The sequence below is a fragment of the Xenorhabdus innexi genome, from assembly GCF_002632485.1.
GTDB lineage: Bacteria > Pseudomonadota > Gammaproteobacteria > Enterobacterales > Enterobacteriaceae > Xenorhabdus > Xenorhabdus innexi.
In genome coordinates, this window is the sequence record NZ_NIBU01000009.1 from 1 (window position 1) to 13,375 (window position 13,375).

Sequence of the window (13,375 nt, forward strand, 5' to 3'; positions counted from 1 at the left end):
CATTTGTGCAACCGCAGTCACAGTCATGTTGTACGGTGGTAGCAATTTAGCCAGTGCGGCAGATTTACGTTCAGGTGAAATACGTGTCATTTTTTTCTCCATCAGCGTTGTTAATGAGGGTGACAACTATGCTGACAGAGAGGGCCCCCCTGAAATAACAAAATATAACGCCTGAAGATTACAGAATCATACCGCCGAACAGAAAACCGAATGTGACTGCCAGCGCAACAGCAATTGTACCCGGAATGAAAAATGGATGGTTAAAAACGAAACGTCCGATACGGGTTGTTCCGGTATCATCCATCTGTACTGCGGCAACTAAGGTTGGGTATGTCGGCAGAATGAACAGCCCGGAAACAGCAGAAAAAGAGGCAATTGCCGTCAGAGGAGTGACATGCAGCGCTAATGCCATTGGCATTAATGCCTTAGCTGTTGCTGCTTGTGAATACAATAAGGCTGAACAGAAAAAGAAGATAATAGCCAGCAGCCATGGTTGTGCATGAATCAGGCTACCAGCAGTTTCTTTGATCCAGCCAAGATTAGCCTGAACAAAAGTATCCCCGAGCCACGCTACACCCAGAATACAGATACAGGCACTCATGCCCGCCTTAAAAGTACTCGAATTCAGAATAGCGTCTGTATTGACGGAACAAATAATAGTGGTGAGCGTTGCGACACTCAGCATAATAATCAGAATCGCGTTAGTGGTATTCATCAGTGGTTTTTCCACTAATCCGACACTCGGGCTATTGATAACCGCATAAGTAATAATACTTATTACCCCTAATAGAAACAGCAGTACAGAGAGTTTAGCTTTTGGTTTGATATCTATTTTATGACTGCTACGCAGTTCAACTAGGCCATCAGCAAGGCGTTTTTGGTAAATAGGGTCATCAGATAATTTGGCATCGAAAAACCATGAAATAATGAACGACATCAAAATAACTGCAGCAAATGATGAGGGAATTATTACCATCAACATTTTAATATAACTAACGCCTTGCCCTTCCATAATAGAAGACATATAAACGACTGCAGCGGATATTGGTGAAGAAGTTAGCCCAATTTGTGCGGCTACGACAGCTGTTGATAATGGTCGGCATGGTTTAATACCTTGTTCTTTAGCTACTTCGGCTATTACGGGTTGCGTTGCTAAAGAGATATTCCCTGTTCCAGCCAACAGCGTCAAACAATAAGTAACTATTGGTGCGAGGATAGTGATATATTTCGGATTTCTACGCAATAATTTCTCTGTTTGTTGAATTAGATAATCTAGCCCCCCGGCGACTTGCATAGCAGAAATAGCAGAGATTACTCCCATGATAATTGAAATAACGTCAAATGGGATACTGCCTGGTTTTACGCCAAGACTGGCAAGGATTAAAACGCCAATTCCACCAGCAAAACCAATACCGATTCCCCCTAATCTTGCCCCCAGAAAAATGGCCAGCAGAACGATAGTTAATTCCACGGCTAGCATATTATGTACCCCTTGTATTTGTTATGTTGTGAAAATTTTTTGTTAAATTTTTGTGTCTTGGTAAGAAAGATGAAAATTTTTTATTATTTTTCCCGTCATCAGGATAGTTTTACTTTATATATGGAATTTTTATTTATCTGTTTTATAGAGATATTACATCATTAAATATTATTTTAATACAAGCTTTTTGTGTTTTTTTAAATATAAAGAACATTCTATGTTTGATATAAAAATAGTTGTAGTTAAAAAAGAGTTTCATTAAATAATGAGAGGTTATTCTAATGTGATGTTTGTGTTTTATTTGGTGTATAATATTGAAAGATATGTAATCATATTGGATTTCTATAATATGAACTATAATATAGCTCATATTAGTTTTTTTCCACTCAAATGAGAATGACCTTGAAAATAATGATTAACATTAATTGATAATTTTGCCAAAAACAGCTAAGGAAATGGGAACAGTAATAACCGAAAGTATTGTACTTAACATTACGGAGAAAGCTGCTTTTTCAGGGTGTAAATTAAGATTGCTTGCAATAACAACTACATTACCAGCCATAGGAGTGGCTAACATTAATGCTATTACAACTAGTAAGTCATTAGGAACTGCAATGATATAATAAAAGAGTGATATTCCAGCAGTAGGATATATTATGTGCTTCCATAAGATGGAGAAAAAAGAAAATTTCCAATCAATCTCTATCTTATTAAAAGACGATAGAGTGATTCCAATAACCATCATACCAAGAATACTATAAGCACCTTTGAAATTCTCTAGTGTGGAAATCAGAATGGAGTTTAATATTATATCACTGCCTTTGAAAAATACACCTAAAATTGCAGAATAAATGATTGGTAATTTAGTGATTTTTATTAGACATTCTTTTGTTGTTAAATGTCCTTTGGCTGTAATAAAATAACCTACTGTAAATTCATATAGATTGATACCTATTATGATGAATATAGTGATAGCTATTTGGTTGGGATTAAAAATAGCAAAAGCTATAGGCAATGCAAAATAACCCGTATTACCTGTTCCTCCCGCAAATCCAAAGAGATTGGCTTTATTACAATCCCATAATTTTTTCCCTATTGAAAAAGCGATGAATGCAGAAAGTGATGCTATTAAAAAACTTGCAATTGAATATGAAAAATATGTTAAATTTGAAGGTGACTGTATTATTGAAATAAAAATAACAACAGGGGAAATAATGTATATTAACAATGATGAGATATCTTTTGTTTTTAAATCCAATTTTTTACCAATAAAAAAACCTAATAATGTAATAAATATTAACAGTAATACTCTAAGTGTAATTTCAAAAAACATAAATCACCCGAAATTTTATAAGATATTAAGCCTACAATATTAGTAGGCTTATAGCTTCAGAAAGTCAATTCTAGCATAGTCGCTGTTGGAATTATGGATGAACCATAACACCGTTGAAGCCAGCGCTCACCTTTGACTTCTCCCCTACCATGAACGCATCTTAAGTTATTGAAAACAACAAGATCTCCAGGAGTCCATTCTTGAATGAAAACGACTTTTTCAATGGCGTCATGTAAGCTAGCTAATGCTTTTCGCGCTCTTTCGTTTATACCGACTGTATTATGAAATGCTACTTTCATCTCATAAACTCCATCAATACGATCTAGAACAGATGTATTAACCTTCTTTAAATTAACATTAAATGTAGCGGGAGCAGTATGAACATATAACTTACTCATTAATGTTTCTATTTCATCGTTAGAGATTTTTTCTAGGGCTTCACTAAGTGAGGCTAATTTTGTGCCTGTTTTATATTTATCAGCCAGACACATTAATGATAATGTTTGTGGTCTAAGGTTTCTATTTAAATAGGCTGCATCAGTATGATAGTCAAATTCTACTGTCCCATTACTGGATGGTATATTCTCTTTAGATTTAACAGGAACAATTTCGTGGACAAGCGCTCCATCTTTTTCTTCTTTGTATGAGAACGGATTGAAACCTAATGCGTTACTTATTCCGAGAATACTAAGCTCTGAGATAATTCCTTTTTCTTTTGAAACAGCTCCATCAGTTGGTATGGCAGGTATATTTTTATCTATAGGAATATTAGATAATTGTACATATCCTTTTCCGTAATTAATTTCATCGCGAATTTCTTGAATGTTAGGTAAGAATTTTTCAGAAATTTTTTTGCTATTAATTATTAATTCTTTACTTATCTCTTTTTTGTTTTCAATTATTCCGTAAAGTTCACTTTGCCATAATTCACATGTTTCACGAGGTATTGTTATCTTCACTGAATCATCCTTCTTGTTAATATATTTTATTCGTATTTGTTTTTTTATAATACAATAAATATTGTTTCTTTAAAATGAAAAATAACAGATGGTGTATAATAATTTTTATTATGAAAATTTAAATAATATTGTTTAATTTGCACCTCTTAATTTTAACGTGATTTGATTATTTTCTACATGAAATGTTTTTTATTGTTAATTGTTATGTACTGCTGAATTAGCACGTTAAATACAATCGGGGTTATGTATTAAATGATTAGATGTTAGTGTTAAAAATAATGTTCACGTCCAATAAAAGTGCCTATCACTTTATCGTGCATTTCCACCGATTTTGAATAACCCTGGATTTTTCTATTCAACCTTTTTATTCGGGTACGGTGCGTTAAGTTCATTCTCTCTATAAGCTGAGTAAACGTCTTTCCAGCCAAGTGTTTTTCCTCGAAAAGACTGTCATAAGCCGCATAGTTATCTGTGCAGTAAAATCGAATATTAAAAGGGGATAAGAGGGCAAGCAGCTTGTCTAATGTGTTTCTACTGCGATCGCCAAAAACGTGGGCCATTATTCGCTTCAGGCGGGGTTCCCAGCATACCAAAGCCAGCGTTGATGTTGCTTGTTCCCCACAAACGACCATTGCTCATCTGTAGCGGTCAAGCACGGTGATTCACAGACGATTGGACGGCACGCCAAAATTAAGGTAAACAATATCACAAACTGCATTCAGATCATCAACTGGCTCTGTTTTGAGATACCTCGCTACTTGCAGCTGTCTCTTGGTCACATTTTAGAGATCAAGAGACTTGGCCAGTAAATAACCTTCAACGAGGGTCTGTAGCATAAACCAGCCTTCCCACAGCCTTTCCCACCCAACGCGACCGTTACGTTTCGAATCATACCAGCCAGCGAGTTTACCCAGACTGATATAGGCCCAGTAGAGGCTTGAGGCTGTTTTAGGGGGCTTTGCCTTCTCCTGCTTCGACCAGAGTAACCTCCACGCCAGTGGACTCAGGAGCGTTTCACAACTTTGCTGTTCCGCTTCTTTCCTGTTCAAGCCAAGATAGCGCAGTTGATGGAGCCGTACGGCGATAAACGCGAGTATGACAACCATTTTTTCTAGGTTATCCTTACTTTGCATTCGCAACCCTTCAACCTGCGTCCCGCTGCTTTTCCACGCCTTGTGGAACTCCTCAATCAGCCAGCGTTTTTCATAGTAATCCAGTATCCGTTTGGCCTCTTCCTGATTGTGCACGGGTTCTGACGTCAGCAGGTGCCAACAAAGGGCTTTATCATGGCTGATTTCCTGACAGGACACCTAGTACAGCGCGATCGACGCGCCGGGTTTTTGAACCGGCCTTTTGACGGTCACAGGGGCATAACGGACTTCACAAATAGCCTCGCGCGCCTTGCGATCACCACGCTGGGCAACGTGAACCCTTCTTTCTCCCGCAGGCTGTAAAGCCTCGTTAAAGGTGTACAACGTTTCTTCACTTTCTTCCAGACGGCGGTCTTGCATTGAGCGGATAACAAAACGATGTTGATTCATGACCTTATAGGTCAGATATTCAATGACATCTGACTCACGATCACAGACGCTAATGACCTTCGCCCTATCGGGACCCAGACGGGCTGCCATTGCCCGTGAAGACACTTCCCACTTATGGCTTTCTTTTTCCTTATAAGCGCGGCTATGACGTTGTTTTTTGTTGCTATAATCCCTGATTTCTCTCACCCAGCGTTTTTGCTCAATCACCCCAACAACGTGTTGTTGACCCGGCGAAAAAAGCAGGACTGAGTGCGCCAGCATCCCCGTGGGTTTTGGGTGGGAAGAGGTATACCCCATCTCATCCCTGACGGTCTCGTGCGTGAAACTCAGTGTGGTGGTATAGCAGAATCAATATAATCAGACATAGGTTACATGCTCTGTAAACAGTTCATCAAGAGAATATCGTTCTCGCCTTCTTATCGCTTTTGTTTCCGACCATTTGTTTTCGATAGGATTTAAATCTGGGCTGTAAGGGGGAAACCATTCTAACTGGCACCCGTGATCGGCTATCGCTTGTAACGTATCACACCGTTTATGGAAAGAGGTATTATCCATCACAATCACGGCACCCTTTGGGATCTTCGGCAACAAACCTTGTGTCATCCAGGCATGAAACACATTCGCATTAATGTTTCCGGCAAACAAACTTAAGGTCACAAAGGTATTTTTAATGATGGCACCAATGGCATTAATGCGACCTTTGTGCTGCCAGTCATGTAAACCAAAACAGCGCGTCCCTTTTAACGAATAACCATGCGTACGTGGCATGGACTGCTCAAAGCCGCTTTCGTCCAGATAAACAATCGGTTTGCCCGCCTGCTCATGATGGCGGATACGCTCACTAAATACCTGACGCGCGTGTTCGTCAGCGGCGGGGTGTTTTAGTGTTTTTTTTGGCGGTTATTCTGAGTTGTTTCAAGGCGTAATGGATGGCGGATTGTGAGACCCCCAGATGTTTTGCTCTTTCCCATTGATAATCATCGGGATAACTGTTGACATCGGCGAGCAGTGTCTCGTCACTGATTTTTGTGGGAGCTTTATCACGTGTCATACAGGGCTCTATTTTGTTGCACCACCGAAATAGGGTGCGGATAGAGACCTCAAAGTGGTCGCTTGTTTGCTCGAAGGTCAACGCATGTTTGTCTTTGTATGCCAGTACTCTTTTTCGAAAATCCAGACTGTAACCCATCTCAATTCCGCCTTGTTATTATCAGTCACAGACATTATGCCATAGTGTTGTGATTCTGCTATATCTTCCAGTGCGAGCAGGCAATTATAGGATTTGTCCTGCTCCGCCGTGGCAGCAAAGCCCGCCTCTGCTATCGACCCAGCGTCAATATTTCCATTACGAATAAAGCGGTAAGCCGCTTCAATATCGGCCGGTGTTTTTAGCGATTGCACAATCGATTGTCCTATATGATTAGCGAGCGATGATGTGAACTTAACCAAGCGTTTTGTCCGTCGGTGCTCGCCCAGATCCGCCTGGGAGAATGTGTCTTTTGCCCATTGTTCCGCATCCGTTAAAAACATGCCAGCTTACCTTAATTTATGGTTTTGTCCTGAGAGCTATCATTTAGGCAAACGTTCCAAAAATCCCTCAATTTTTATTGAAGGATTTGTGTATAAGAGACAGCTACTTGCAGCGGGGGTGTTCATTGTGTTAATCCAAGTAATGGCTTAAAAAGGCACGCTTCCGGTTGGAATAGCGTGCCTTAAAAATTAAGACGAACTCGTTATTATAATCACTTACTTACTCATGAATAGTTAGTCTTCAAAACGTTTTGCTTTATAAGTTGGATTTTTCAGGTTCTCAACAGAGAAAATATCATCTAATTCCGTTTCTGTCAGCAGACCACGCTCCAGAACAACTTCCCGGACGCTTTTACCGGTTTCTGCACAGATCTTACCTACGATATCGCCATTATGGTGACCGATGAATGGGTTCAGGTAGGTTACGATACCAATAGAGTTAAAGACAAAGCTTTCACATACTTCTTTATTGGCTGTAATACCGTTAACGCATTTTTCAACCAGATTACGACACGCGTTGCTCAGGATCGTAATGGATTCAAACATCGCCTGACCAATAGCAGGTTCCATAACGTTCAGCTGCAACTGACCAGCTTCTGCTGCCATAGTGATGCAGGTATCGTTACCGATAACTTTAAAGCAGACCTGATTCACAACTTCTGGAACAACCGGATTCACTTTGGCTGGCATGATGGAAGAGCCTGCCTGCAATTCCGGCAGATTGATTTCGTTCAGACCAGCCCGCGGGCCGGAAGATAGCAGACGCAGGTCATTACAGATTTTAGACATCTTAACAGCCAGACGTTTCAGGGCGCTGTGAACCATAACATAAGCACCACAGTCAGAAGTTGCTTCAATCAAATCTTCTGCTGGTATACAAGGCAAGCCGGTTACTTCTGCCAGTTTTTCAACTGCCAGTTTCTGATAACCCGGTGCTGTGTTCAGGCCGGTACCGATAGCGGTTGCCCCAAGGTTCACTTCCAACAGCAATTCTGCGGTACGGGTGATACTTTTAATTTCTTCTTTTAATAACATGGCGAAAGCACGGAATTCCTGACCCAGAGTCATAGGTACCGCGTCTTGCAATTGAGTACGACCCATTTTCAGGATATCGTCGAACTCGATACCTTTTTTGTCGAAGCCCGCTTTTAATAATTCGATTGAATCGATCAACTTCATGATTGAGTTGTAAACAGCAATGCGGAAACCGGTAGGGTAGGCATCGTTAGTTGACTGACTCTTGTTCAGATGGTCATTCGGGTTCAGATGCTCATATTCGCCTTTTTGGTGACCCATCAATTCAAGACCGATATTTGCCAGTACCTCATTCGTATTCATGTTCAGCGAGGTACCTGCACCACCCTGAAAGACATCAACAGGGAACTGATCCATACATTTGCCAGTGTTAAGCAGCTCATCACATGCTTTAACAATAACATCGGCAATTTTGCCGGGAATGGTATGGAGTTCTTTGTTTGCCAGTGCTGCCGCTTTCTTCACCATGACCATGCCGCGAATGAATTCAGGAACGTCATTGATGGAACGGTCACTAATATAGAAGTTTTCAATCGCACGTAGAGTGTGAATACCGTAATAGGCTTCAGCAGGGACTTCACGTTTACCTAACAGGTCTTCTTCGATACGAATGTTGTTTGACATGAGAACCTTCTTAAATTGGATACGTTTTACTGTTTGTTATATGTTTGTTGAGATAATGTTGCCGACAGCAATTGCTGTGATATTAGGTGATTACCACGAAATTGCTGGCGCGATCATATGTGGATTTGTCAGAAATGCCTTGAACCTGGATCACTTTATAGTACGATTTTACTAATGAAATGACATATGTGTGACTGAGGTCACGGTTACTCAGGGAAAAAGTCAAATGTCCTAAGTATTGAAAACCGTTATTGTTATCCCCATATATGTTATCCATACAAGCTAGTCATCTATAGATGTTGCTATCAATGAGCAGGGTTATAAACGCTATCTGTGGTAATAAAAATGCGTTGGTTGTATACACTGCGCCTAAAGCAGGTGAGAATACCAGCTTATATCCTTCATCTTTCAGGTGCCTCATTTTAGGCTACCTCATTTTAAGTTGCTTCAACTTAATTTGTTTCAACTTAACTTTTTTCAACTTTCTATATTCTTCAATTACAGGAGAACAACGTGCGCTGGTTTCCTCTTATCCTGATCTGTTTGCTGGTTTATATCGAGTCAGTTCTGTTTGTCCGCATCGCGTCTGAAGTCGGTGTTTTACTAACGCTGTTACTGGTCGTTCTGACTTCCTGTGTTGGTATTTCTCTGGTACGTAATCAGGGCATAAAGAACTTTATGTCAATGCAGCAGAAAATTGCTGCCGGAGAAAGCCCCGCTGAAGAAGCAATCAAAAGTGTGTCTTTGGTCATGGCGGGTTTCCTGTTAATACTTCCCGGCTTTTTTACCGATTTTCTCGGACTGTTATTGTTGTTATCACCTGTACAAAAATTACTGACAGCAAAATTACTGCCTCATCTGACTTTTTACCGCCCGAATGTTCGTGGAGGATATGGGCAGGATAGTAACCGTGGTCAGACCTTTGAAGGAGAGTATGAGCGCAGACAGGATGATGCTTCTTACACCATTACTCAGGATGATCAAAAAAATCAGGATGAGCATGATAATGGTCATAATAAGAAATAACTTCAGCTCATATTGTCTGAGATCATCACAGGTAAATAAAAAAGTGAAATATTTTTTGCTATCCCCCCTTGAAGTACGGCCTATAAGCCCCAACTTGTAGCTTCATGGTACTGGTTCTGTTGGGTTCTGGTATCAATCCTCTTACCTGATATGGACTTTATTTATAGGAGATCTATCAATGAAAATTCGTCCATTACACGACCGTGTTATCGTCAAACGTCAAGAAGTTGAGTCAAAATCTGCTGGTGGAATCGTTCTGACCGGTTCAGCTGCGGGCAAATCTACCCGTGGGGAAGTTCTTGCTGTTGGCAATGGTCGCATCCTGGAAAGCGGCGAAGTTAAAGCTCTGGATGTTAAAGTGGGTGATATCGTTATTTTTAATGAAGGTTACGGTGTTAAAACAGAGAAGGTCGATAACGAAGAAGTATTGATCATGTCTGAAAGCGATATTCTGGCAATTGTTGAAGCGTAATTGAAAATCTTACGCTTAGATCTTCTTAACTGAACGAATTTAAAGGAAAGATACAATGGCAGCTAAAGACGTAAAATTTGGTAATGATGCTCGCAGCAAAATGTTGCGCGGTGTGAATGTACTGGCTGATGCAGTTAAAGTGACTCTGGGTCCTAAAGGCCGTAATGTTGTTTTGGATAAATCTTTTGGTGCACCTGTAATTACTAAAGACGGTGTTTCTGTAGCTCGTGAAATCGAATTAGAAGACAAATTCGAAAACATGGGTGCACAGATGGTTAAAGAAGTTGCTTCTAAAGCCAACGATGCAGCGGGTGATGGTACAACTACTGCAACCGTACTGGCTCAAGCGATCGTCACCGAAGGTCTGAAAGCCGTTGCTGCTGGCATGAACCCAATGGATCTGAAACGTGGTATCGATAAAGCAGTTATTTCTGCCGTTGAAGAGCTGAAAAAACTGTCCGTACCTTGCTCTGATTCCACTGCAATTGCACAGGTTGCTACAATCTCTGCAAACGCCGACGAAACAGTAGGTAAACTGATCGCAGAAGCGATGGATAAAGTCGGTAAAGAAGGTGTAATCACCGTTGAAGAAGGTACTGGTCTGGAAGACGAACTGGATGTTGTTGAAGGTATGCAGTTCGACCGTGGTTACCTGTCTCCTTATTTCATCAACAAACCAGAATCAGGTTCTGTTGAACTGGAAAACCCATACATCCTGCTGGTTGATAAAAAAATCTCCAACATCCGTGAACTGTTGCCAGTTCTTGAAGGTGTAGCTAAAGCAAGCAAGTCTCTGGTGATTATCGCTGAAGATGTTGAAGGTGAAGCACTGGCTACTCTGGTTGTGAACAACATGCGTGGTATCGTGAAAGTTGCAGCGGTTAAAGCACCTGGTTTTGGTGATCGCCGTAAAGCAATGTTGCAGGATATCGCTATCCTGACTAACGGTACTGTTATCTCTGAAGAGATCGGTCTGGAGCTGGAAAAAGCAACTCTGGAAGATCTGGGTCAGGCAAAACGTGTTGTTATCAACAAAGACACGACTACCATCATTGATGGCGTAGGCGAAGCAAGCGCAATTGAAGCGCGTGTTGGTCAAATCCGCCAGCAGATCGAAGAATCAACTTCTGACTATGACCGTGAAAAACTGCAGGAGCGCGTAGCGAAACTGGCAGGCGGTGTTGCAGTAATCAAAGTTGGTGCGGCAACTGAAGTTGAAATGAAAGAAAAACGTGCACGTGTTGACGATGCACTGCATGCAACCCGTGCAGCGGTAGAAGAAGGTGTTGTTGCTGGTGGTGGTGTGGCGCTGGTTCGCGTTGCAGGGGCTATCACAAGCCTGACTGGTGACAATGAAGATCAGAACGTTGGTATCCGTGTTGCACTGCGTGCAATGGAAGCGCCAATGCGTCAGATCGTAGAAAACGCAGGCGAAGAACCATCTGTTGTTGTGAACAACGTGAAAGCGGATCAGGGCAACCAAGGTTATAACGCTGCAACTGAACAGTACGGCGACATGATCGAGATGGGTATTCTGGACCCAACTAAAGTAACCCGTTCTGCACTGCAATTCGCAGCATCTATCGCTGGTCTGATGATCACGACTGAAGCTATGATCACTGAACTGCCAAAAGATGACAAAGTTGACTTAGGTGCAGCTGGTGGCATGGGCGGTATGGGTGGAATGGGCGGCATGATGTAATGCTGTTCACCCTGATGATGGAATTTTCCGTCTATTAGGTAAAGACTTTGAAGGCGGGCAGATTTTTCTGCTCGCCTTTTTACTTTCTTCTGTTAATAGAATACAAAAGATTAAATTTATCGATCGTAATCGAAATAAACATAATCAACGAGGGAGAGGAAAGACATGCGAATAAAACTTTTGCTCAGCGTATCGGTGTTGTTGTTAGCGGGATGCTCAACGAATAATCAATTAACTTCAGCGGGTTCCGGTGTGCGTTTTGTGGATACTCAACCGGGTAACGAATGCCAGCGGTTAGGCGAAGTGACCGGAACTCAAAGTAACTGGCTCAATGGCGTTGGAAATGAAAGCAGTTCCATGCGTGGTGCAGCTAATGATTTGCGTAATAAAGCGGCTGCAATGGGTGGAAACGTTATATATGGCGTGAATAGTCCGTCAGAGGGGCTGTTAAATAGCTTTATTCCTCTCGACAGTAAAATAGTTGGTCAAGTTTATAAATGTCCTTGATTTTACTTGATAAATAGCATGTTGCATTTGGGCAATGCCCAGAAAAACAGCCCATAATATGGTGAGCTGGCTGTCAGAGTTTCTGAGCACTGCCTATTGCGAAAAGTATATGATGGTTAATTATTTTTTAACCCTAAATCCAACGGCGTTTTGCTTGGTTCGCCACCGATTTCCCTTGTCAGACACGGCACCAGATAGCCGGAGACTTTGGTTAATAGCTCCCGCATAATCGCTTTTGCCTCTTCATCACTGATAAGAAAGTGTGCTGCGCCTTGTACTTTATCCAACACATGGATGTAATAAGGCAAAATACCGGCATCAAATAACGAATTACTTAAATCAGCCAGTATATCGGCATCATTATTCACGCCACGCAGCATAACACTCTGGTTCAACAGGGTGACTCCAGTCTGTTTCAACCGCATCATGCTTTCCCGGAATGCGTCATCAATCTCATTTGCATGATTAATATGGGTGACCATGACGACCTGCAAACTGGATTGTGCCAAGCGATTACACAGTGAGAGAGTCACCCTGTCAGGAATTACAACAGGTAAACGGGTATGAATACGCAACCGTTTAATATGAGGAATGGACTCAAGATGAGTAATTAACCAATCCAGCTCATGATCCTTTGCCATCAAAGGGTCACCACCAGAAAAAATAATCTCATTAAGCTCAGTATGTTGCTCAATATAGTCCAGTGCTGATTGCCAGTTATTTTTATTTCCCTTGTTATCTTCATAAGGGAAATGGCGGCGGAAGCAGTAACGACAGTTTACTGCGCAACCGCCTTTAACCATTAATAAAGCACGGTTGCGATACTTGTGCAGCAATCCGGGAACAACCGGATGCTGTTCATCTAATGGATCGGTGGAAAAACCCTCTGGAGTATTAAACTCTTCTCGTGCAGTTAAAACCTGTAGTAATAAGGGATCTCTTGGGTCACCTTTTTTCATTCGTGATACAAATGCTCTTGGCACACGCAAAGGAAACAGGCGTCGCGCCTCATTACCTTCTTTCAATAAAGCGTGCGTGTTCAGCGATAACAATTGCAACAACTCATTGGGATCAGTGATAACATCGGTAAGTTGTTGTAGCCAGACTTCTCTGGCAGGGTGAATATGGGTTATAATGTGTGCCATTTTTTGGCTAAGCCATTTCGT

11 protein-coding genes and 3 pseudogenes are annotated in these 13,375 nt (G+C 41.4%); 4 read left to right on the plus strand and 10 right to left on the minus strand.

All coding sequences use genetic code 11. From position 1 onward, the window contains the following. Positions 1–178: 178 nt before the first annotated feature. The 9 genes and pseudogenes from Xinn_RS05250 to aspA all read right to left on the minus strand — a co-directional run bounded on the left by Xinn_RS05250 (position 179) and on the right by aspA (position 8,502). On the minus strand, positions 179–1,480 hold the full coding sequence (locus Xinn_RS05250; RefSeq protein WP_086954384.1) for an anaerobic C4-dicarboxylate transporter: 1,302 nt from the start codon (positions 1,478–1,480) through the stop codon (positions 179–181). Positions 1,481–1,901: 421 nt separating this feature from the next. Then, positions 1,902–2,813 (minus strand): AEC family transporter, encoded by a 912-nt coding sequence (locus tag Xinn_RS05255; protein ID WP_086954383.1) that lies wholly within the window; start codon positions 2,811–2,813, stop codon positions 1,902–1,904. A 56-nt stretch (positions 2,814–2,869) separates the two neighbouring features. Then, entirely contained in the window at positions 2,870–3,772 is a 903-nt protein-coding gene (locus tag Xinn_RS05260) for a TauD/TfdA family dioxygenase (protein ID WP_169923529.1), read from the minus strand. A 269-nt stretch (positions 3,773–4,041) separates the two neighbouring features. Continuing rightward, positions 4,042–4,490, minus strand: a pseudogene (locus Xinn_RS05265) (IS1 family transposase). A 64-nt stretch (positions 4,491–4,554) separates the two neighbouring features. Beyond that, positions 4,555–5,652 (minus strand): annotated as a pseudogene (locus tag Xinn_RS22620) (IS4 family transposase); the annotation flags it as partial. Between the two features lie 18 nt (positions 5,653–5,670). Then, entirely contained in the window at positions 5,671–6,147 is a 477-nt protein-coding gene (locus Xinn_RS05275) for an IS630 family transposase (protein WP_153043403.1), read from the minus strand. Positions 6,148–6,178: 31 nt separating this feature from the next. Then, positions 6,179–6,502, minus strand: a complete 324-nt coding sequence (locus Xinn_RS05280; protein ID WP_099137616.1) for an IS630 transposase-related protein — start codon at positions 6,500–6,502, stop codon at positions 6,179–6,181. A 62-nt stretch (positions 6,503–6,564) separates the two neighbouring features. Beyond that, positions 6,565–6,843, minus strand: a pseudogene (locus Xinn_RS05285) (IS4/Tn5 family transposase DNA-binding protein); the annotation flags it as partial. A 234-nt stretch (positions 6,844–7,077) separates the two neighbouring features. Next, positions 7,078–8,502, minus strand: coding sequence for an aspartate ammonia-lyase (aspA, locus tag Xinn_RS05290; protein WP_086954377.1), 1,425 nt, complete (start codon positions 8,500–8,502; stop codon positions 7,078–7,080). A gap of 513 nt (positions 8,503–9,015) precedes the next feature. Between aspA and Xinn_RS05295 the strand changes: the two genes are divergently transcribed. The 4 genes from Xinn_RS05295 (at position 9,016) to Xinn_RS05310 (ending at position 12,209) form a co-directional block, all read left to right on the plus strand. Continuing rightward, positions 9,016–9,528 (plus strand): FxsA family protein, encoded by a 513-nt coding sequence (locus Xinn_RS05295; RefSeq protein WP_086954376.1) that lies wholly within the window; start codon positions 9,016–9,018, stop codon positions 9,526–9,528. Positions 9,529–9,706: 178 nt separating this feature from the next. After that, positions 9,707–10,000: a co-chaperone GroES gene (locus Xinn_RS05300; protein ID WP_086954375.1), complete on the plus strand. Its 294-nt coding sequence runs from the start codon at positions 9,707–9,709 to the stop codon at positions 9,998–10,000. A gap of 55 nt (positions 10,001–10,055) precedes the next feature. Beyond that, positions 10,056–11,702, plus strand: a complete 1,647-nt coding sequence (gene groL / locus Xinn_RS05305; RefSeq protein ID WP_086954374.1) for a chaperonin GroEL — start codon at positions 10,056–10,058, stop codon at positions 11,700–11,702. Positions 11,703–11,867: 165 nt separating this feature from the next. Then, complete coding sequence (locus Xinn_RS05310; protein ID WP_086954373.1) at positions 11,868–12,209, plus strand: DUF4156 domain-containing protein; 342 nt, start codon at positions 11,868–11,870, stop codon at positions 12,207–12,209. Between the two features lie 116 nt (positions 12,210–12,325). Here Xinn_RS05310 and epmB read toward each other — a convergent pair whose 3' ends face one another. Beyond that, positions 12,326–13,354 (minus strand): EF-P beta-lysylation protein EpmB, encoded by a 1,029-nt coding sequence (gene epmB, locus Xinn_RS05315; RefSeq protein WP_086954372.1) that lies wholly within the window; start codon positions 13,352–13,354, stop codon positions 12,326–12,328. Positions 13,355–13,375: the final 21 nt, after the last annotated feature.

Coding starts and splice junctions, on each gene's coding strand:
- Xinn_RS05250 (WP_086954384.1), bottom strand. CDS start 1,480: ATGCTAGCCGTGGAATTAACTATCGTTCTGCTGGCCATTTTTCTGGGG.
- Xinn_RS05255 (WP_086954383.1), bottom strand. CDS start 2,813: ATGTTTTTTGAAATTACACTTAGAGTATTACTGTTAATATTTATTACA.
- Xinn_RS05280 (WP_099137616.1), bottom strand. CDS start 6,502: ATGGGTTACAGTCTGGATTTTCGAAAAAGAGTACTGGCATACAAAGAC.
- aspA (WP_086954377.1), bottom strand. CDS start 8,502: ATGTCAAACAACATTCGTATCGAAGAAGACCTGTTAGGTAAACGTGAA.
- Xinn_RS05300 (WP_086954375.1), top strand. CDS start 9,707: ATGAAAATTCGTCCATTACACGACCGTGTTATCGTCAAACGTCAAGAA.
- groL (WP_086954374.1), top strand. CDS start 10,056: ATGGCAGCTAAAGACGTAAAATTTGGTAATGATGCTCGCAGCAAAATG.
- Xinn_RS05310 (WP_086954373.1), top strand. CDS start 11,868: ATGCGAATAAAACTTTTGCTCAGCGTATCGGTGTTGTTGTTAGCGGGA.
- epmB (WP_086954372.1), bottom strand. CDS start 13,354: ATGGCACACATTATAACCCATATTCACCCTGCCAGAGAAGTCTGGCTA.